At 69.2% G+C, this 18,025-nt stretch carries 22 protein-coding genes; 12 read left to right on the top strand and 10 right to left on the bottom strand.

Features of this window, described 5'->3' with window-relative positions:
* Positions 1-23 precede the first annotated feature (23 nt).
* From ACWDNU_RS03425 to ACWDNU_RS03415, 3 genes are read left to right on the top strand one after another with little or no spacing between them, the layout of a single operon-like run.
* Positions 24-431 carry a YbaB/EbfC family nucleoid-associated protein gene (locus tag ACWDNU_RS03425; RefSeq protein WP_370939941.1) on the top strand — a complete coding sequence of 136 codons (408 nt, stop codon included), beginning with the start codon at positions 24-26 and terminating at the stop codon, positions 429-431.
* Positions 428-736, top strand: coding sequence for a type VII secretion target (locus tag ACWDNU_RS03420; RefSeq protein WP_370939942.1), 309 nt, complete (start codon positions 428-430; stop codon positions 734-736). Before ACWDNU_RS03425 ends, ACWDNU_RS03420 begins: the two co-directional genes overlap by 4 nt.
* A complete protein-coding gene (locus ACWDNU_RS03415) occupies positions 733-1,593 on the top strand; it encodes a hypothetical protein (protein WP_449667581.1) in 861 nt (286 codons plus the stop codon). Before ACWDNU_RS03420 ends, ACWDNU_RS03415 begins: the two co-directional genes overlap by 4 nt.
* Here ACWDNU_RS03415 and ACWDNU_RS03410 read toward each other — a convergent pair.
* From ACWDNU_RS03410 to ACWDNU_RS03400, 3 genes are read right to left on the bottom strand one after another with little or no spacing between them, the layout of a single operon-like run.
* Entirely contained in the window at positions 1,571-1,978 is a 408-nt protein-coding gene (locus ACWDNU_RS03410) for a VOC family protein (RefSeq protein ID WP_449667580.1), read from the bottom strand. The two genes, ACWDNU_RS03415 and ACWDNU_RS03410, sit on opposite strands and share 23 nt — an antisense overlap.
* Positions 1,975-3,429: a BTAD domain-containing putative transcriptional regulator gene (locus ACWDNU_RS03405; protein ID WP_370939945.1), complete on the bottom strand. Its 1,455-nt coding sequence runs from the start codon at positions 3,427-3,429 to the stop codon at positions 1,975-1,977. Before ACWDNU_RS03405 ends, ACWDNU_RS03410 begins: the two co-directional genes overlap by 4 nt.
* Positions 3,426-4,592, bottom strand: coding sequence for a sensor histidine kinase (locus ACWDNU_RS03400; RefSeq protein WP_370939946.1), 1,167 nt, complete (start codon positions 4,590-4,592; stop codon positions 3,426-3,428). The genes ACWDNU_RS03405 and ACWDNU_RS03400 overlap by 4 nt, the downstream gene beginning before the upstream one ends.
* Before the next feature lie 60 nt (positions 4,593-4,652).
* Here ACWDNU_RS03400 and ACWDNU_RS03395 point away from each other — a divergent pair, with 60 nt between their 5' ends.
* The 3 genes from ACWDNU_RS03395 to ACWDNU_RS03385 all read left to right on the top strand — a co-directional run bounded on the left by ACWDNU_RS03395 (position 4,653) and on the right by ACWDNU_RS03385 (position 7,084).
* Positions 4,653-5,225: a TlpA family protein disulfide reductase gene (locus ACWDNU_RS03395; RefSeq protein ID WP_449667579.1), complete on the top strand. Its 573-nt coding sequence runs from the start codon at positions 4,653-4,655 to the stop codon at positions 5,223-5,225.
* 49 nt (positions 5,226-5,274) lie between these two features.
* Complete coding sequence (locus ACWDNU_RS03390) at positions 5,275-5,949, top strand: TetR/AcrR family transcriptional regulator (protein ID WP_449667578.1); 675 nt, start codon at positions 5,275-5,277, stop codon at positions 5,947-5,949.
* Between the two features lie 238 nt (positions 5,950-6,187).
* Positions 6,188-7,084 (top strand): C1 family peptidase, encoded by an 897-nt coding sequence (locus ACWDNU_RS03385; RefSeq protein ID WP_449667577.1) that lies wholly within the window; start codon positions 6,188-6,190, stop codon positions 7,082-7,084.
* 81 nt (positions 7,085-7,165) lie between these two features.
* Here ACWDNU_RS03385 and katG read toward each other — a convergent pair whose 3' ends face one another.
* Together katG and ACWDNU_RS03375 are read right to left on the bottom strand one after the other, a co-directional pair.
* The gene (katG, locus tag ACWDNU_RS03380) at positions 7,166-9,394 is read right to left on the bottom strand and encodes a catalase/peroxidase HPI (RefSeq protein ID WP_449667576.1); all 2,229 of its coding nucleotides are present in this window, start codon (positions 9,392-9,394) and stop codon (positions 7,166-7,168) included.
* 29 nt (positions 9,395-9,423) lie between these two features.
* Positions 9,424-9,855, bottom strand: coding sequence for a Fur family transcriptional regulator (locus ACWDNU_RS03375; RefSeq protein ID WP_370939951.1), 432 nt, complete (start codon positions 9,853-9,855; stop codon positions 9,424-9,426).
* Positions 9,856-10,002: 147 nt separating this feature from the next.
* Here ACWDNU_RS03375 and ACWDNU_RS03370 point away from each other — a divergent pair, with 147 nt between their 5' ends.
* Positions 10,003-10,833: an SAM-dependent methyltransferase gene (locus tag ACWDNU_RS03370; protein WP_370939952.1), complete on the top strand. Its 831-nt coding sequence runs from the start codon at positions 10,003-10,005 to the stop codon at positions 10,831-10,833.
* A gap of 99 nt (positions 10,834-10,932) precedes the next feature.
* Here ACWDNU_RS03370 and ACWDNU_RS03365 read toward each other — a convergent pair whose 3' ends face one another.
* On the bottom strand, positions 10,933-11,622 hold the full coding sequence (locus ACWDNU_RS03365) for a TetR/AcrR family transcriptional regulator (RefSeq protein ID WP_449667575.1): 690 nt from the start codon (positions 11,620-11,622) through the stop codon (positions 10,933-10,935).
* A 236-nt stretch (positions 11,623-11,858) separates the two neighbouring features.
* Between ACWDNU_RS03365 and ACWDNU_RS03360 the strand changes: the two genes are divergently transcribed.
* Positions 11,859-12,095 (top strand): hypothetical protein, encoded by a 237-nt coding sequence (locus ACWDNU_RS03360; RefSeq protein ID WP_344266772.1) that lies wholly within the window; start codon positions 11,859-11,861, stop codon positions 12,093-12,095.
* Entirely contained in the window at positions 12,092-12,235 is a 144-nt protein-coding gene (locus tag ACWDNU_RS03355; protein WP_370939955.1) for a hypothetical protein, read from the top strand. The genes ACWDNU_RS03360 and ACWDNU_RS03355 overlap by 4 nt, the downstream gene beginning before the upstream one ends.
* A 229-nt stretch (positions 12,236-12,464) precedes the next feature.
* Here the strand turns inward: ACWDNU_RS03355 and ACWDNU_RS03350 are convergent, their stop codons facing one another.
* Both ACWDNU_RS03350 and ACWDNU_RS03345 read right to left on the bottom strand, forming a co-directional pair.
* On the bottom strand, positions 12,465-13,118 hold the full coding sequence (locus ACWDNU_RS03350) for a response regulator (protein WP_449667574.1): 654 nt from the start codon (positions 13,116-13,118) through the stop codon (positions 12,465-12,467).
* Entirely contained in the window at positions 13,106-14,353 is a 1,248-nt protein-coding gene (locus ACWDNU_RS03345) for a sensor histidine kinase (RefSeq protein ID WP_449667573.1), read from the bottom strand. The genes ACWDNU_RS03350 and ACWDNU_RS03345 overlap by 13 nt, the downstream gene beginning before the upstream one ends.
* A 147-nt stretch (positions 14,354-14,500) precedes the next feature.
* Here ACWDNU_RS03345 and ACWDNU_RS03340 point away from each other — a divergent pair, with 147 nt between their 5' ends.
* Together ACWDNU_RS03340 and ACWDNU_RS03335 are read left to right on the top strand one after the other, a co-directional pair.
* Positions 14,501-14,683 carry a hypothetical protein gene (locus ACWDNU_RS03340; RefSeq protein WP_449667572.1) on the top strand — a complete coding sequence of 61 codons (183 nt, stop codon included), beginning with the start codon at positions 14,501-14,503 and terminating at the stop codon, positions 14,681-14,683.
* 26 nt (positions 14,684-14,709) lie between these two features.
* Positions 14,710-15,582: a CPBP family intramembrane glutamic endopeptidase gene (locus ACWDNU_RS03335; RefSeq protein ID WP_449667571.1), complete on the top strand. Its 873-nt coding sequence runs from the start codon at positions 14,710-14,712 to the stop codon at positions 15,580-15,582.
* Here the strand turns inward: ACWDNU_RS03335 and ACWDNU_RS03330 are convergent.
* Entirely contained in the window at positions 15,576-16,370 is a 795-nt protein-coding gene (locus ACWDNU_RS03330; RefSeq protein ID WP_449667570.1) for an SDR family NAD(P)-dependent oxidoreductase, read from the bottom strand. The two genes, ACWDNU_RS03335 and ACWDNU_RS03330, sit on opposite strands and share 7 nt — an antisense overlap.
* 15 nt (positions 16,371-16,385) lie before the next feature.
* The gene (locus ACWDNU_RS03325; RefSeq protein ID WP_449667569.1) at positions 16,386-17,123 is read right to left on the bottom strand and encodes a LysR substrate-binding domain-containing protein; all 738 of its coding nucleotides are present in this window, start codon (positions 17,121-17,123) and stop codon (positions 16,386-16,388) included.
* A gap of 44 nt (positions 17,124-17,167) precedes the next feature.
* Here ACWDNU_RS03325 and ACWDNU_RS03320 point away from each other — a divergent pair, with 44 nt between their 5' ends.
* Complete coding sequence (locus ACWDNU_RS03320; RefSeq protein WP_449667568.1) at positions 17,168-17,542, top strand: DUF5997 family protein; 375 nt, start codon at positions 17,168-17,170, stop codon at positions 17,540-17,542.
* Positions 17,543-18,025 lie beyond the last annotated feature (483 nt).

Genomic DNA, 18,025 nt, shown 5'->3' with positions numbered 1-18,025 from the left:
CGAAACCGACCGGAGGACCTTCCGTGCCGATCCAAGACTCGGCGGCCTGGCTCGCCGACTACCAGAAAAACCTGTCCCGGCTGCAGGCCAACGCCGAGGCCGCGAGCGCGAGCCTCAGCCGCGTCGGCGGCCGGGCCGCTTCTCCGCGCGGCGAGGTCGAGGTCGAAGTGGGCCCGAGCGGCGCGCTGACCGACCTGCGCCTGAGCCCCGCCGCCCGCGCGCTGGAAGCGGACGCGCTCGCCCGGCTCATCCTGGCCACCGTGCACGACGCGCACCGCCAGGCCGGTGCCCAGGTCGTGGACATCATGACCGACTACGTCGGCGACGGCCCCGCGCTCCAACTCGTCCGCGACAACCTGCCGGTCGAGGCCGCCCCCGCGGCACCGCGCCAGGAAGACGACTACTTCGCGAACCCGGGGATCATCTCGTGACCGCCGGCTTCGAGGTCGACCCCGCGCAGTTGCGTCGGCACGCGGCCACCGTCGGCGATCTTGCCGACCGGCTCGGGAATGTCGCCCGCAGTGCCCCGTCCGGACTCGGCGACCAGGCGCTCGGCGTCTTCGTGCAGTTCCTCACCGCGGGCCTGCAGTCGGCGGTCGGCAAGACCAACGACGCCGTCTCGCACGCATCATCCACTGTGGACAAAGTGAGCGCGAACCTGACTCAGGCGGCGGAAAGCTACGAACGCCGCGACCAGGGCAACGCGGCCGCGCTGCCGGGGAAGGACCTCCCGTGACCGACTCCAGCCAGGTGCTGGCAGACCTGAAAACCACCACGCAGGCAGTCGAAAACCACGACTGGGTGTCCGCGGGACTCGGCGGCGGCGCCACCGCGCTCGACCTGCTCGGCGCGTCGCAGGACCCGCTCGCCGCGCTGACGTCGGCTGGCTTCGGCATGATCACCGAACTGGTGCGGTTCCTGGAGGAGCCGCTGAAACAGTTGCAGGGCAACCCGGACTCGGTGTCGTCGCACTCGCAGGGCATGGAAGGCGGCGGTCAGCAGGTGTCGTCCGTCGCGGACGACTACCGGCAGTCCGCGGGCCCGGAAACGTCGGGATGGAGTGGTTCTTCGGCGTCCAGCTACCGCGACAACAGCTCGCAACACGCGGACTGCGTCGAAGCGGTCGGCCAGGCGGGCATCGCGATGGCCAAGGCGGCTACTGGCGCGGGGAAGGTCGTCGCGAAGGCGCAGCAGGAGGTCGGCGGGCTCATTTCGGAGGCCGTCGGGCAGATTATCCAGCTGATGACGCAGGCGTTCGCCGCCGCGCAGGCGACGTTCGGCGCGAGCATCGCGGCGGCGATCCCGCAGGCGGTGGCGATCGCTACCCAGTACGGCGGGCAGATCGCGCAGAAGCTCGGGGTTCTGCTGTCGGATTCGGATAATTTGCTGCAGCTGATCACGTCGGTGACGCAGGGGCTGGAGGCCGCTACGCAGCTGATGACGAAGCTGAGCGAGGCTTCGAAGAGCGGTTCTGAGGACTCCAGCTCTTCGGATTCTTCGCAGACTTCTTCGCGTTATCCGGCTTCTTCGCAGTACGCGGATTCGGACGAGTACAGCCCGCGCACTCCGGTCAGCTCGGCCCAGCAGAGCTGACGAGTTCGACCTCGAAGCCGTCGTCGTTCTGCAGATACGCGGCATAATGCTCCGCGCCGCCCGCATGGGGGTGTTTCTCCGGGAACATCAGCTGCCACCCGCGCCGGGCGGCGTCGGCGGCCAACTGCTCGACCGTCGCGGTGTCTTTGACGTGAAAAGCGAGGTGATTCAGCCCCGGACGGCAGCGATCATGCCGGTCCGCGGTCAGCGCCGGGGATTGCTCGACCACCAGATACGTCGGCCCGAGCCGCCAGCTGCGTCCGGCCGCCCAGTCCTGGAACCGCTGATATCCCAGTTCCTCCAGCAGCCATCCCAGCGACGCCACCGCGCGGCCGAGATCCGGCACCCACAACTCGACATGGTGCAGGGTCCCGTGTTCACTCACGAGGGACCCCGATCCGAGCTGAGCACCACCCGCAGCTCCCGGTCCAGCTCCGCCCCCGGTTCGACGTCCAAATCCGTCCGCAGCCGTTCCCGCATCCGCCGATGCACGGCCAGCGCATCGGCCCGGCGGCCACCGCCATGGAGCGCCCGCATCAGCAGCACCGCCAGCGGCTCCCGATGCGGATGCACCGCCAGCAGCGCCGACAGCTCGTGCACCACCTCGTCGGTCCGCCCGAGTTTCAACTGCAGCAAGGCTTTCTCCTGCACCAACGTCAACCGCCGTTCGGTCAGCCGCAGCCGCTCCCCCTCGACGAACGGGCCCGGCAGCCCCGCCAACGGCTCGCCGTGGAACAGAGCCAACGCACCGGCGTAAGCATCAACGGCGGCAGCCGGATCGCCGCTATGAGTGGCGGTCGTGGCTTCCGAGATTCGATCGGTCAGCTCGGTGACGTCCAGCCGCACTCGCTCCCGGGCGAAGCGGTATCCACCGCGATCGCTGCCTATTACTGAGTCTTCCGTTCGCTCACCAACCGCACGCAGGCATTTCCGCAGCCGATGTACGTACACCGGCACCACCCGGCCACCGGTGCCTGGCGGTTCCAGCCCCCACACGCCGTCGAGCAGCTCCCCAGGGCTGACCGTCTCGCCGGGGCGCAGGACCAGCGCCGCCAGCAGCGCCTGCTGCCGCACCGGGCCCAGGTCCAGCAGGTTCGGTCCCCGCCAAGCCTGCAGCGGGCCCAGGACACTGAACCGCAGCGAGTCCGGACCGGCCTGAGCCGGGGCCGAGCCGGGCGTGACCAGGCCGTGGTCGAAGGCGTAGACGATGGCCGCCGCCCGGTCGCGAAGGCGGAGTTTCGCGCACACCCGCTCGAAATGCGCCTCGACGGTACTCGCGGAAATCCCCAGCGTTCCGGCGATTTCCGCGTCCGTCAGCCCGCGCGCGACCGCCGTCAGCACATCCAGTTCGCGCGGCGTCAACAACCCGGACGGCACCGTCGGGCGATCGGAAGCCGCCTGGCGATAGGTCGTGAGCACGCGTCCGGTGACCGCCGGATCGAGCCACGCCTCGCCCATCGCGACGGCTCGCACCGCGCGGATCAGGTCCTCCGCCGAGGAATCCTTCAACACGTACCCGACGGCACCCGCACGCAGCACTCCGGCGAGCAGCTCGTCGTCGTCGAAAGTGGTCAGCGCGAGCACCGGCGGCCGCGGGCCGGACGCGCGCAGCCGTCGCGTCGCCTCGATGCCGTCGACGCGCTTCATCCGCAGGTCCATCACCACAACGTCAACCCCGCCGGCCGCTTCGAGCGCGGCCGGGACCTCGTCGCCGTCCGCGCACTCCCCCACCACCACGAACCCGTCGCGGCGGCGCAGGATCAACCGCAGCCCGGACCGCACCAATTCCTGATCGTCGACCAGCAAGACCCGCATTTCCCCGGCGGCAGCGGTCACGACACGACCTCGCGCGCCAACGGCACCGTCACGTCGACCACCCACTCGCCGCCCTCGGGTCCAGCAGTCAACCGCGCACCAAGCTGACCCGCGCGCGCCGTCATACCCGCCAGCCCCGAGCCGCCCGAATTGCGCGCGCCGCCGTTGTGTCCATTGCGGACAGTCAACCGGGCGTCTTCAGCGCTGATCTCCAGCCGTACCAAGGCTTTCTCCGCCGGGGCATGTTTGACCACGTTCGCCAGCGACTCCTGGACGATCCGGTAGAGCCCCAGCCCCACCGTAGTGTCGACCGCGGTCACGTCGCCCTCCAGTTCGTAATCCGCGACCAGCCCGGCCGCGCACGTTTCGGCCACCAGCTCCGCGATGTCGCCCGCACCGGGCAACGGCCGCGTCCCCGCCGACTCCTGCGAGAGCAATCCAACCGTGCGGCGGATATCGGCCATCGCCGCCCGTCCGATCCGCTCCGCCTCGGTGAGCGCCGCGACGGCCTCGTCGATGTCGCGATCCGTGCGCAACCCGTGCCGCGCGCCCGTGACGTGCAGCAACGTGATGCTCAGCGAATGCGCGACGACGTCGTGCACCTCGCGCGCGATCCGCTGCCGCTCGCCGAGCCTCGCCTGTTCGCGCACGGCCTCCTGCTTGCCGCGCTCGGCGTCCAGCGCGCGCACGTACCAGCGCAGCATGAACCCGGCGGCCATCCCGACCACGACCGCGAGCGTGTACACGGGGAACCCGACGAGCCCGACCGTCAACGCGGCGGCCCCGAGCAGCGCGACCGCCCCGCCGGTCGCCGCGAACGCGACCCGCGCCGTCGCGATGGACCCCAGTTCGCCGGTGAGCACGGCCAGCGGCATCGGCGCGAAGTCCGGCACCACCGGGTACGCCAGCAGCAGCCCGATCCCGGCGAGCATCCCGAGCGCCTTCAGCCACGACGGCGCGAGCCGCCCGGTGAACGCGAACAGCAGCGACGACGACGTGGCCAGCAGAAACCCTGCGATCGCGACCGGCAGCGCGGGCCCGACCCGCTGTCCCACCGCCACGACCAGCCCGATCACCGTGAAGGCGGTCGTCCCCATCGGCACCCACCAGGGCAGCGTGAGCCCGGACTGGGCCAAGCCGTCCGCCAGCCGGCTCCGCAGCCGGTCCCTCGCTGTCTCCCACACGGGGTCCAGCCTAGAAAACCGCATCGGAAGCCGCCGGGCGTATCGGCGATACGATGCCGCGTGCGCTTCGTTCGCCTCTTCCTCCTGCTGGCACTGCTGCCCCTCACCGCGTGCGCGACCGGGAAGGACGCGGTCAGCCAGTCGGACACCTTCGAATTCGTCTCGCCGGGCGGGCAGACGACCATCCACTATCCCGTGCCGCAGCGCAAAAAGGTAGCGGAGCTCAAGGGCCCGAGCCTGCGCGAGCCCGGCAAGGACATCTCGCTGGCCGATTACTCCGGCAAGGTCGTCCTGCTGAACCTCTGGGGCGCCTGGTGCGGGCCGTGCCGGGCCGAATCGCGCACCTTGCAGACCATCGCGGACGCCGGGCGGGGTCGCGGGATCCAGGTGCTCGGCCTCAACGTCCGCGACAACCAGAAGTACGCCGCCGACTTCGTCAAGGATCTCGGGCTCGGCTACGAGTCGATCTTTGATCCCTCCGGCCGGGTCGCTCTGCGACTGCGCGGCCTCCCGCTGGCCGCCGTGCCGATCTCGCTCGTCGTCGACAAACAGCAACGAGTCGCGGCCGTCTATCTCGGCGCCGTCCTGCGCACCGACGTCCAGCCGACCCTGGACAGCCTGCTCGCCGAGTAGACCGGCCAAGGTCCAGACCGTTCGGGCGGCGTGCGCATACCATGGGCGGATGACCGCGAGTGGCTACAACCGCCGGGAGCGTCCCGCCAAGCCCGCGCTGAGCCGCGAGGGCATCGTCGCGGCCGCTCTCGACGTCGTGCGCCGCGAAGGGGCCGAGCGCGTCACCATGCGGCGGCTCGCGAAGGAACTGGACACCGGACCGGCCTCGCTCTACGTCTACGTCCGCGACACCGACGAACTCCACGCCGCCGTGCTCGACGAACTCCTCGGCGAAGTCACCGCCACGACCGCCGATGGCGACTGGCGCAGTCGCTTGTGGACAGTCGTGTCCACCTACCGCGACGTTCTCTACGCGCACCCCGGGCTCGCCCGCGTCGCGCTCGTGACCCCCTTGAACGGGCCGAACTACCTCGCCATCGTCGACACCGTGCTCGGCCTCCTCGCCGAAGCCGGCGTGCCGTCCGGCCCCGCCGCGTGGACCGTCGATCTGCTGCTGCTCGTCGCCACCGCCAGCGCGGTCGAGCACAGCACCCGCAAGGACCGCCCGGACTCCGACCAGCGGCACGACGCGCTCGCCGAAACCGTCCGCGGCCTCTCGCCCGAAACGCATCCGCACATCGTCGCGGCGAGCGAGAACCTGTTCTCCGGCAACGGAGACGCGCGTTCCCGGTGGGCGATCGACGCCCTTCTCAACGGCGCGCGCACCACCCCGCTTCCCGACTAAATGGTTCAGACCAGAAGAAAACGAGTTTCCCAAGAGTCCATAATGGACCAGTACGCCGGAATAGCGGCGTTAACGGGCATAATGTCCGCTTGATCGATCCGCTCCAATTCGGCAGTTGATGCGCTCCCTCCTTTCGTAGGTTCCCGGAAAATTTCCGCCGATCTACCTTTGCAGTGGTCGGATCCACCTCCCCACCCTTTCCGATTTCTTTTTCTGCATGTCCAAAGGAGTACGCAGGATGCAGATCAGAAAAACGTCCGCACTCGTTTCCCTGCTCGCCGCGGCCGGCCTGGCCGCGGCGATGGGCGCGACCCCTGCCGCCGCGGCCGCCGCCCAGCACCACCCGCAGCACCTCAAGCACGGCCTCGGGCTGAACGTCGCCGGGCTGAAGGCCGCGCAGTCCCGGATGCACGCCCACGCGAACTCCGCGCTCCCCGTGCACCCCCGAGCCACCGCCGAACTGCCCTCCAGCGGCGACCTCACCCAGTACGCCAACGCCCCCGGCGACCAGGGCCAGGTCGGCTCGTGCGTCACCTGGGCCACCGGCTACACCGGCTACGGCGTGCTGATGAACGAGCAGGGCATCACCGGCGGCCCGATGGCCCCGATGTTCATTTACTCCCAGATCGCCAAGGGCAATGACCAGGGCACCTGGGCGAGCGTCGCGCTGCCGATGGAACAAGAGCAGGGCATCGACACCAAATCCGACTACTGGCAGGGCGATTTCGACTACACCACCCAGCCCGACCAGAACGAAAAGGCGAATGCCGCGCACTACAAGCTGTCCGGCTACACGCAATTGTCGTCGAGCGGCGACGCGGCGCGGTCCGACATCGAGAACGCCATTTCCCAGGGCGAGCCGGTCGCGATCGGGTTCAATGTGCACCAGAGCTTCATGAACCTGGATTCCTCGACCGCGAGCGACTACTCGTATATGCCCGGCGATTCGAGCAGCGACCCGGTCGTCGGCGGGCACGAAGTGACCATCGTGGCCTACAACGACCAGGGCGTGAAGATCGAGAACAGCTGGGGATCCGGCTGGGGCGCAAGCGGTTTCGTGACCGTGCCCTGGTCGTTCTTCAGCACCGGCGACGTCGACGAGGTCAACGCGATGGGCAAGCTCGTCCAGAGCTGACCCCACGCGATTGAACGACAAAAAGGGCTCCTTGCGGGAATTCCCGCAAGGAGCCCTTTTTTGATCAGCGGATCAGGAAACTCAGACCAGGTCGTACCGGTCGTTGTTCATGACCTTGTGCCACGCGGCGACGAAGTCGCGCACGAACTTCTCCTTGGCGTCGTCGCTGCCGTACACCTCGGCGACGGCGCGCAGTTCGGAGTTCGAGCCGAACACCAGGTCGTTGCGGGTGCCGGTCCACTTGACCTCGCCGGTGGCGAGATCGCGGGCCTCGAAGGACTCCGCGTGCGGGCCCTCGCCGTCAGCCGGCTTCCACTCGGCGCCCATGTCGAGCAGGTTGACGAAGAAGTCGTTCGTCAGCGTGCCCGGCCGGTCGGTGAGCACACCGGCAGCCGAGTTCTGGTAGTTCGCGCCCAGCACGCGCAGGCCGCCGACCAGCACGGTCATCTCCGGCGCGCTCAGGTTGAGCAGGTTCGCCTTGTCGACCAGCAGGTACTCCGACGGCAGCGGGTTGGCCTTGCCGCGGTAGTTGCGGAACCCGTCGGCCTTCGGCTCGAGCGGCGCGAACGAGTCCGCGTCGGTCTGCTCCTGCGTCGCGTCGGTGCGGCCCGGCGTGAACGGAACGGTGATGTCGACGCCGCCGTCCTTCGCCGCCTTCTCGACACCGGCCGCGCCGGCCAGCACGATCAGGTCGGCGAGCGAGATCTTCTTGCCGCCGGTCTGCGCGCTGTTGAACGCCTCCTGGACGCCCTCGAGCGTGCGCAGCACCTGAGCCAGCTCGTCGGGCTCGTTGACCTCCCAGCCGCGCTGCGGCTCGAGGCGGATGCGGGCGCCGTTCGCGCCGCCGCGCTTGTCGCTGTGGCGGTAGGTCGACGCCGACGCCCACGCGGTGGACACCAGCTGCGCGACCGAAAGGCCCGACTCGAGGATCTTCGCCTTCAGGTCCGCGACGTCCGCGTCGTTGACCAGCTCGTGGTCGACGGCCGGGACCGGGTCCTGCCAGATCAGCTCTTCCTGCGGCACCAGCGGGCCGAGGTAGCGCTGGATCGGGCCCATGTCGCGGTGGGTGAGCTTGTACCAGGCGCGGGCGAAAGCGTCCGCGAACTGGTCCGGGTTCTCGTAGAACCGGCGCGAAATGGGCTCGTAGATCGGGTCGAAGCGCAGCGCGAGGTCCGAGGTCAGCATGCTCGGCGCGCGGTTGAGCTCACCGCTCTCCGGGTCCGGCACGGTGCCCTGCGCGGCGTTGTTCTTCGGCTTCCACTGGTGCGCGCCGGCGGGGCTCTTGGTCAGCTCCCACTCGTAGGTGAACAGGTTGTGGAAGAACCAGTTGCTCCACTGCGTCGGGGTCGGGGTCCAGGTGACCTCGAGCCCGCTGCCGATCTGGTCGCGGCCCTTGCCGCTGCCGAAGCTGTTCTTCCAGCCGAGGCCCATCTGCTCGATCGGGGCGGCCTCGGGCACCGGGCCGACGTTCGCGTCCGCGTCGCCGGCGCCGTGCGTCTTGCCGAAGGTGTGGCCGCCGGCGATGAGGGCGACGGTCTCCTCGTCGTTCATCGCCATCCGGGCGAACGTCTCGCGGATGTCGCGCGCCGAGGCGATCGGGTCCGGGTTGCCGTTCGGGCCTTCCGGGTTCACGTAGATGAGGCCCATCTGGACCGCGGCGAGCGGGTTGTCCAGCTCGCGGTCGCCCTTGTAGCGCTCGTCGCCGAGCCAGGTGCGCTCCGGGCCCCAGTAGATGTCCTCGTCCGGCTCCCACACGTCGGCGCGGCCGCCGGCGAAGCCGAAGGTCTTGAAGCCCATGGTCTCGAGCGCGCGGTTGCCCGCGAAGACCATCAGGTCGGCCCACGAGATCTTCTTGCCGTACTTCTTCTTGACCGGCCACAGCAGGCGGCGCGCCTTGTCCAGGCCGACGTTGTCCGGCCAGCTGTTCAGCGGCGCGAACCGCTGCTGGCCGCCGCCCGCCCCGCCGCGGCCGTCGTCGATCCGGTAGGTGCCGGCGCTGTGCCAGGCCATCCGGATGAACAGCGGGCCGTAGTTGCCGAAGTCGGCCGGCCAGAATTCCTGCGACGTGGTGAGCAGCGCGTCGACGTCGCGGGCCAGCGCGTCGAGGTCGAGGCTCTTGAACGCCTCGGCGTAGTCGAAGTCCCCGCCCATCGGGTCCGCCGCGGGGGCGTGCTTCCGGAGGATCTTCAGGTTGAGCTGGTTCGGCCACCAGTCACGGTTCGCGGCGCCCTCGGAGGGGTACCCCATGCGGCCGGTGACCGGGCATCCCGCCGTGCGGTCGTCGGCAACGGAATCAAGCGATTCGGACAACAGAAATCCTTCCGGGAATCAGGTCTTGCTCAGGAACTCGGCACAGCGGAACAAGCGGGGCAGCGCCCCCAGTAGACGACCTCGGCTTCCTCGACGACGAAACCGTGCGTCTGCGAAGCGGTCAGGCAGGGAGCCTCGCCGACCGCGCAGTCGACGTCCTCGATGGCACCGCACGAGCGGCACACGACGTGGTGGTGGTTGTCCCCTACCCGGGCCTCGTACCGCGCGACCGAACCGGGCGGCTGGATGCGCCGCAGCAGCCCCGCCTCGGTCAGCGCGCGCAGCACGTCGTAGACGGCCTGGTGGGAAACCTCGCCGAGATCCGCGCGCACCATGCCGATGACGGATTCGGTGTCCGCGTGCGCGTTGGCGTGCACCGCGGAGAGCACGGCCACCCGAGGGCGCGTGATCCGCAAGTGCACTCCGCGCAGCAGCTGCTCGAAGTCCGCGGTCGTCGGCATGCCCCGGAGTCTGCCGGATTTTCTGGAATGAATCAAGAATCTGTCACCCACTCCGGTTGTCCTCCTCCTGGCGGTCGCTTGACAGCGCCGGCGGGCTACTGTGAGTAGGCCAAAGAGACGCCCGACACATCCGAGGTGACGCCAGAAATGACCGAGGCCGTCGAATCGCCCAGTTCGCACCCGGTCGGGGTCGATATCACGCGAGCGAGCATCGCCCGGGTGTACGACGCCGCGCTGAACGGCACGAACAACTACGAGATCGACCGCAGGGTTCTCGAGCAGGTCGCGACGGTGGCCCCGGAGGTCGCCGACCTCGCCTGGGCCAACCGCAACTTCCTCATCCGGGCCTGCCGCTTCCTCGCCACCCAGGGCCGGGTCACCCAGTACCTCGACTGCGGCTCCGGCCTGCCCACCGCGGAGAACACGCACCAGGTCGTGCAGCGGATCATCCCGGAGGCCCGCGTCCTGTACGTGGACAACGACCCGGTGGTTCTCGCGCACGGGCGCGCGCTGCTCGAGGAGAACGAGAACACCCGCTTCATCGACGCGGACATCTTCAAGCCCGAGCAGATCCTGCAAAACGAGACCGCGCGCGAGTTCCTCGACTGGACGAAGCCGATCGCGTTGCTGCACAACGGAACCCTGCACCACTACCTCGGCGACGACTACGCGGAGATGATGCAGACCTACGTGGACGCGCTGCCGTCCGGGTCGTTCGTCGTGATCGCGCACTTCCTCGACCCGGAGACGCCCGAGCACAGCGAGATCGCCCGGCGGATGGAGGAGAAGTTCACGCACAGCCCCATGGGCAGCGGCGTCTTCCGCACCTGGGAGCAGATCGGGCGGATGTTCGGCGGCACCGAACTGGTCGACCCGGGCCTGGTGCTGTGCGAGGACTGGTGGCCGGACGGCCCGCGCTACCAGCCGCTGAACCAGGTCCAGGAGTGCATCGCGGGCGCGGTCGGCCGGAAGGCCTGACGCTTCCCGCTGCGGTTGGAGCGGGTGTTCGCGTGCGTGAGGGCCACCCTGAGGGAATCTGATTCCCTCAGGGTGGCCCTCACGCATTCGCGGAACCCTTCACGGACGGTCGACGATGCGGAAATCCAGCTCGGACAACGGCGAATCCGGGTTGAGCGCCACGCCGACCGTGCGCAGGGTGTCGTCGAGGATCGACCAGACCCAGCGGGCGAGCAGCTGGCGCAGATCGTCGCGGTCGATGCCGCGCGGGGCCTCGAGCCAGTGCGCGGTGCTGGATTCGACCAGCCCGACCAGTCCGTAGGCGATGGTCTCGCCGACCCGCTGGTCCGCGCCGAACAGGCCGAGGTAGTACTCGAACAGCACGGTCAGCTGCCGGGCGATCGCGGTCTTGACGTCCGCGACGACGTCGCGCGGCCCGGTCACCGACTGGCGCATCAGATATTGGTAAAGCTCGCGGTGCTCGGAAAGCCATTCGATGTGCGCGCCGATCGTCGCGTGCACCATATCGCGCGGAGTTCCGGAAACTCCCCACAGCGGCGAGAATTGCGCGCCGATCATTTCCGCCGCGCGCAACGCGATAGCGCGCTGCAGATCCGCGGTGTCGGCGAAATGCTTGTAAATGCGCGTGCGAGCGACACCGGCCTCGTCGGCGATCTGCTCGGTGGACACCTCCGGCCCGTATCGGGCGATCGCGCGCATTCCGGCTTCCACGAATTCCCGGCGCCGGCGTTCCCGCTGCCCTGCCCACCGGGCGGCCCGCCCGTCGGGCGGAGTACCTGAGGACGTCATCCGCGCGAGTGTATCGCCGGGTCACATACTGGATACGGCGCTGTACCTGTTACTTTGGGTATAGCGGGATGACTGTCAGTGGTCGGCGTTGCCTCGATGTAGCAGTCGTGTTCAGAGCGGCCGTTGCTTCGATGTGACCCAGATCATGGACCGGGAGTGCGTCATCGGCACGCGGGGAGCGAGTCGCGTCGATGAAGCGAGCGTCGCCCACAAGGGTGGCGTGCAGGGAGGAACACATGGACGGCGAACAGCACCGGCCCGAACTGTCCACCGGTCACCGGGTCACCTACCTGGTCGGCCAGCGCACCGGCAGGCGGCAGCTGTGCAGGCGCGGGGTGGTCACCGGAGCCCCGGTCACCGACGACGCGACGGCGGTCACCTGGGTCCCGGTCCAGGTAGACGGCCAGGCGAGAGACGCGAACCCGCAGTGGATCGCGGCCGACGCGATCATCGACGTGGTGAGCGCGTCATGAGCGGCGAGCAGGCCGTGGCCACCCCGATTTTCGACGGCGTGGTCGCCGAGGCCGGGCTGGACTGGTCCGAAGAGGACGTTCCGGCAGGCGGCAAGAGCGGCGGGACGGACGAGGCCAAGAAGGCGGGCTCCGGCAAGTAACCGCCGTTCTCCAGCACCGCACCGGCTCTCCGGTGCGGCACTCGCACGCGCCCGCATCCCGGCGGCAAGACGCGATTAGGCCACTTCGGTGTCACCGATTCGCGCGTTCGACACTGCACTCGTCCGGGTGAACTGCGCGACGCCGAATGTCGGCGGATTCGCCGTGCGCGGTCGATCCATGCCGCGTATAGCCAACTCCCCACGGATTCGTCCAGTGTTACGCAAAAAATCAACGGCGGGCTTCGTCCAGATACCGCAGCACCGCGGTAACCCGCCGATCCGCGCTGTCGTCCGGAGCCAAATCCAGTTTCGCGAAAATGCTGCGAATATGTTTGTGCACCGCGCCGTCGGTCACCACTAATCGTTCGGCGATCGCGCCGTTTCCCAATCCCTCCGCCATCAATGCCAGCACATCCCGTTCTCGCGGACTGAGCCGTTCCAATCCGGAATCCGCGCGCGTCCGGGTCAGCAATTGCGCCACCACCTCCGGGTCGATCGCCGTCCCGCCGTCGGCGACCCGGTTCAGCGCTTCCATGAACTCCGTGACTCGCCCGACGCGTTCCTTCAGCAGATACCCCAGCCGCGCGCTGCCGCCGCCCAGCAAATCGGTCGCGAAGGCCTGCTCGACATACGCTGACAGCACCAGCACCGCCAGCCCCGGCCGTCGGCGACGGGCTTCGACGGCCGCGACGATGCCCTCGTCGGTGTGCGTCGGCGGCATCCGGACGTCCACGACCGCGGTGTCCGGCTCGTATTTGTCCACCGCGGCAAGGAAATCAGCCGGGTTGTCCGTCGTCGCGACGACGTCGAGGCCCTCCGCGCGCAACAGCAGCGCGAGGCCTTCGCGCAGCAACGGGTCGTCCTCGGCGATCACAATCCGCATGGCAGGCTCACAGTCAGAGTGGTCGGTCCGCCGGCGGGGCTCGCCAGCGCGAAAGTTCCGTCGAGCGCCTCGATCCGGCGGCGCATCCCGCCGAGTCCCGAGCCGCCAGTTTCCGCAGCGCCGCCGCGGCCGTCGTCGGTAATGCGGAGGTGCAGCAGGTCGTCCTCCCGACGCAGCACGACCTCCACCTGACGGGCACCGCTGTGCTTGGCGACGTTCGTGAGCGCCTCGGCGACCACGAAATACACCGACGCTTCCACCGAAACGGCGTACCGGCCAGGCAGGTCGGCGTCGATCGTGCACGGCACCGGGCAGTCCGCGGCGAGTGCGGTCAACGCGTCGGCGAGGCTCCGGTCGGCCAGCACGGGCGGCAGGATGCTGCGCACCACCGCGCGCAATTCGGCGAGCGCGGCCTCGGTGGCGTCCTGCGCGCGGCCGAGGATCTCGTCGACGTCCGCCGAACCCCGCACGGCTGCCCGGCGGGCCGCGCCGACCAGGACGTTCACCGCGACCAGCCGGTTCTGCGTGCCGTCGTGCAGCGCCCGTTCGATGCGGCGCAGCTCAGCGGAATGCGCGTCGAGCGCGGCGGCGCGGGTGGCGGTGAGGTGGGCGATCCGCAGCGTGACGTCCGCGTCCGAACCCGCCGGCAGCAGCCGTCGGCCGGGCAGCGCCTGCAGCCGCGCCATCGCGGGCAACAGCGCGACGGAAAGGAACGCCCACGCGACGCCGAGCAGCGACACCGGAAGCGCTTCGGCCAGGCTGTGCACCGGCCAGCCGAGCGAGGCCGTCGCGTCGTCCGGCGGCAGCAGGTACCAGTAGAGCGGGAACAGCCCGTCGCGCGCGGTGTTGAGCACGATCGTCAGCCCGATGAAGCCGAGCAGGAACCCCGCGAGGCCGTGCACCACAACCCACAGCACTTCGCGCTGCACAGTCCGGTCGCGCAACGCCGCCCCGAGCCGCTCGGGACCCGGACCGGGGCTGATGACGTCCGGCTTCATCGCGGTGAGCCGGATCCGCTCCCGATCGGCGACCGCGTGCACGACGCCCAGCATCGGCCGCGCCAGCACCAATCCGACGCCCACGAGGCACAACAGCGCGACCGTGACCACGCCGAGCAGCACCAGCAACGCCAGCACCGAAGTACCGATCCCGCCGACGAGGTGTTCCAACGCATCGAGAGCGGCCCGGACCCGCACCGGCCACGAACGCGGCCGAGGTTCGCCTGCGGTTGCCATCGCACCTCCTAGCACCTCACGCCGCCGAACCCTAGCCGAGAAATCCGCCACGACGCCGCGGTGCGGCGCGAAAGTACAGCCTGCTGTACCTGGATTCTCCCGCGCACGGGATCGTCATGGCGAGCCCCGATTCGTAGCGTTCCCGGCATGACGAAAACACCCGCCAGACAAGGCACCCGGCCACTGCTGTGGGGCGTGCTCGTACTCAGCGCCGCAGCCAACGCCATCACCTCGGCACTCGGCGTCAACCTCCTGCTGAGCACCATCTTCGGCGTCGTCACCCTCGCCGCGGGCATCGCCCTCATCGCGAACTACCGCACCCGCCGCTGAACCATCCACAAAGGACTCTCTCGCTCATGACCGCACTACGCGCCCTCGTCGCACGCCGCCCCATCACGACCTTCTTCACCCTCGCCATCACGCTCAGCTGGCTCGCATGGATCCCTTACGTGCTCTCGGACAACGGCCTCGGCATCGTCCACTTCGGATTCCCGCCAGTACTCGGCACGACGCAAATCCTCGGCATGCTCCCCGGCGCGTACCTAGGCCCGATCTTCGCCGCGTTCCTCGTCACCGCACTCGCCGAAGGCCGCCCCGGGCTGCGCGCGTGGGCCGGCCGGCTGCTGCGCTGGCGGGTGAACTGGCGGTGGTACGCACTCGCGCTTTTCGCGGTCCCAGTCGCGCTGACGATCTCCAGCCTGCCCTTCGCCGGACCGTTCCAGATCCCCGCCGCGTCGCTGATCCTGGTGTGGGCCTTGGGTTTCATCCTGCAGGTGATCACCACCGGCCTCGCCGAAGAACCCGGCTGGCGCGATTTCGCCCTGCCGCACTTGCAGCCGAAGTACGGCCCGTTGCGCGGCACGCTGATCCTCGGTCCGCTGTGGGGCGTCTGGCATCTGCCGTTGTTCTTCACCGAATGGGGACACTGGCCGAACGTGACGGTCTGGTCGGTGCTGGAATTCGTCGCGACCGCCATCGCGATCAGCTTCGTGATGACCTGGGTGTTCAACCGCAGCGGCGAAAGCCTGCCGATCGCGCTGCTGCTGCACGCCGGGATCAACAACTACCTGTCGCTCGCCTGGGGCGAACTATTCCCCAGCGCGGACCCGAAAATCGCCGAGCACCTGCTGTTCGCCGCCTTCGCCGCAGCCGCGCTGATCGTGCTCGCCGCGACCAAGGGCCGTCTCGGCTACCCCCACGCCGTGCGGGAACTCCAAGTCGCTCAGTAGTAAATCTGCCCGGGAACACCGCCGCCGACCGCGATAGCGTCCCCGTTGATCGCCACGCTGCGCGGAGACGCCAAAAACGCCACGACATCCGCCACCTCAGCCGCCGTGACCAACCGACCGATACTCACCCCGGCAGCGAGGCCTTTCTCCAGCTCCGCCACCGAAATCCCCCGCATCGCGGCGATCTCGGCGAACTTCTCCGGCGTCCGCTCGGTGACCGTGTAGCCCGGATGCACCACCGTTGCGGTAATGCCCTGCGGCCCCAGTTCGTCGGCGAGATTTTTGGTCATCGCCGCGACCGCGACGTTGCGAATCGAGCCGAACGTCGAGGCGGCGATCCGCGCGTTGAGCCCGCTGACGTTCACGATCCGGCCCCAGCCGCGCTCCCGCATCCGCGGCGCGAGCGCGCGGGCGCACCGCAGGTAGCCGAGCACTTTGGTCTCGATCTCGGTGCGCAGGTCGTCGTCGCGCAGGTCGTCGAGCGGCGTCCGGACCCCGCTCGACGCCGGAGCCGCGCAGTTGACCAGGATGTCCGCCGCGCCGAACTCCGTCGCGACCCGCTCCGCCATCGCCGCGACCGCGGCGTCGTCGGTGGTGTCGGCGACCACCGCGATGACCTTCGTGCCGTGCCTGCCGACGCTTTCCACCGCCGCCGCGAGCGTTTCCTGGTCCCGGGCGACGAGCGCGAGGTCCGCCCCCTCCGCCGCGAGCACCTCGGCGACCGCCAGCCCAATCCCGCGGTTAGCACCCGTGACGACCGCGCATTTGCCCTTCAACCCGAGATCCACAGCTTCTCCCCTGCGTTAACGACGCCGACGAGGCTTGCCGCGCCCGCCGGGCTTGGGCGTATTCCGCCGACGAGCCGGTTCGCGCTGCTGCTGCGGCTTCTTCTTCGCCGGCGCCGCCTTGCCCGTCTTGGCCTGTGTTTCCTGCTGCCCGCGAGTGCTGTTCACCGTGCGCCCGCGGACGATGCCGATGAACTGCTCCACCAGGTCGCTGGTGTCGCCCTCCGGCCAGGACAACGCGACGCGCGACTGCACCGCGTCCTCGACCGGCCGGTACGTGAGGTCACGACGATGATGCAACCGAGCAAGCGACTGCGGCACCAGCACCACGCCGACCCCCGCCGCCACCAGCTCGATCGCGTCCGCCGTCGTCTCCGGCCGCTCGAGTGCGGGCTTGCCGGGCAGCTCGTCCCAGCCGAGCGAGTCGTCGAGCGGATGCAGCACAAGCTCATCCGCGAGGTCCGCAATGGACACCTCGTCAGCCGCCGCGACCAGGTGATCCTTGGGAACGATGACCACGGTGGTCTCGGTGTAGAGCGGAATCGCGTGCAACCCTTCGCGGTCCTCGGACAGCCGCAGCAACGCCGCGTCCGCCCGCCCTTCGCGCACCGCGTCGGCGGCCTCGGCAGCAGTGACCGCGACCAGGTCAAGCGGCACTTCGGGATTGCGTTCGCCCCAGATCCGGACCCACTTCGCGGGGGTCGCACCCGGAACGTAGGCGAGCCGGAACGCCGAGGCCTGGTCGGCTTCTGTCACGTGGCAAGGCTACCGGCGCGGGGTCGCCGGTTACGCTGGTGGGCATGACGGCGCAGAAGACCCCCCAGACCATGAAGCCGGCGACGGCAGCGAAGAAGCTGGGCGTCTACCTCGAAGCCACCCCCGCAGAGTTCCGCGCGGGCGCCGTCTCGCGCGACGAGCTGAACGCCCTCCAGATGGACCCGCCGGAATGGCTCCGCGACCTCCGCCGCAACGGCCCGCACCCCCGCCCGGTCGTCGCCGCGAAACTGGGAGTCTCCATCGGCGGCCTGGCCCGAGGCGGCGTCACCGAGGCACTGACGACGGACCAGATCGAGGCCTTGAAGTCGGAGAATCCCACCTGGCTGCAACGCGAACGCGAAACCCAAGCCGAGGTCCGCCGCGAAGCCGCCCGATTGAACGCGGAGAAGACTGAGTAACCGTCCACTTCGGACTTTCTTGCCGCAGAAGTACGTGAGGGTTCCCCTCAGGGACTCTGATTCCCTCAGGGTTCCCCTCACGACCACGCAGCCGGGGATTCCGTCGCCGACGCATTCCCTCAAGGGACCCTTCACGGAACGCCGCGACGCGGCCTCCGGTGCGCCCCACGCACCCAATGCGGCGTTCGGTGCGTCAGATGCACCCAATGCCACATTGGGGGCGCTACCCCCGGCCGCGAACCCAACGCAACCAGGCACTGAGCCGTGCGCACTCACCGCTCAACCGCCGCCGGCGCACCCAACGATCGAGGCACCCAGCCCCTCCCGCCAACAAACCGGCACCCGTGCACCCGCTATCGAGTCACCCAGCCCCTCCCCCGCACCCCGATATAAAGCGTCCCTGCGGTTCGGGGGTGCTTGTCACTTCTGCTGCCGCACGACTGGCTCACCTGGCGGCTGCTCGGCCGCCCGGAAACCGCGGTG

The sequence above is a fragment of the Amycolatopsis sp. NPDC003676 genome (genome assembly GCF_053587275.1).
The sequence above is the reverse complement of the archived record's forward strand: the minus strand, read 5'-3'. Positions and strand labels throughout refer to the sequence as shown.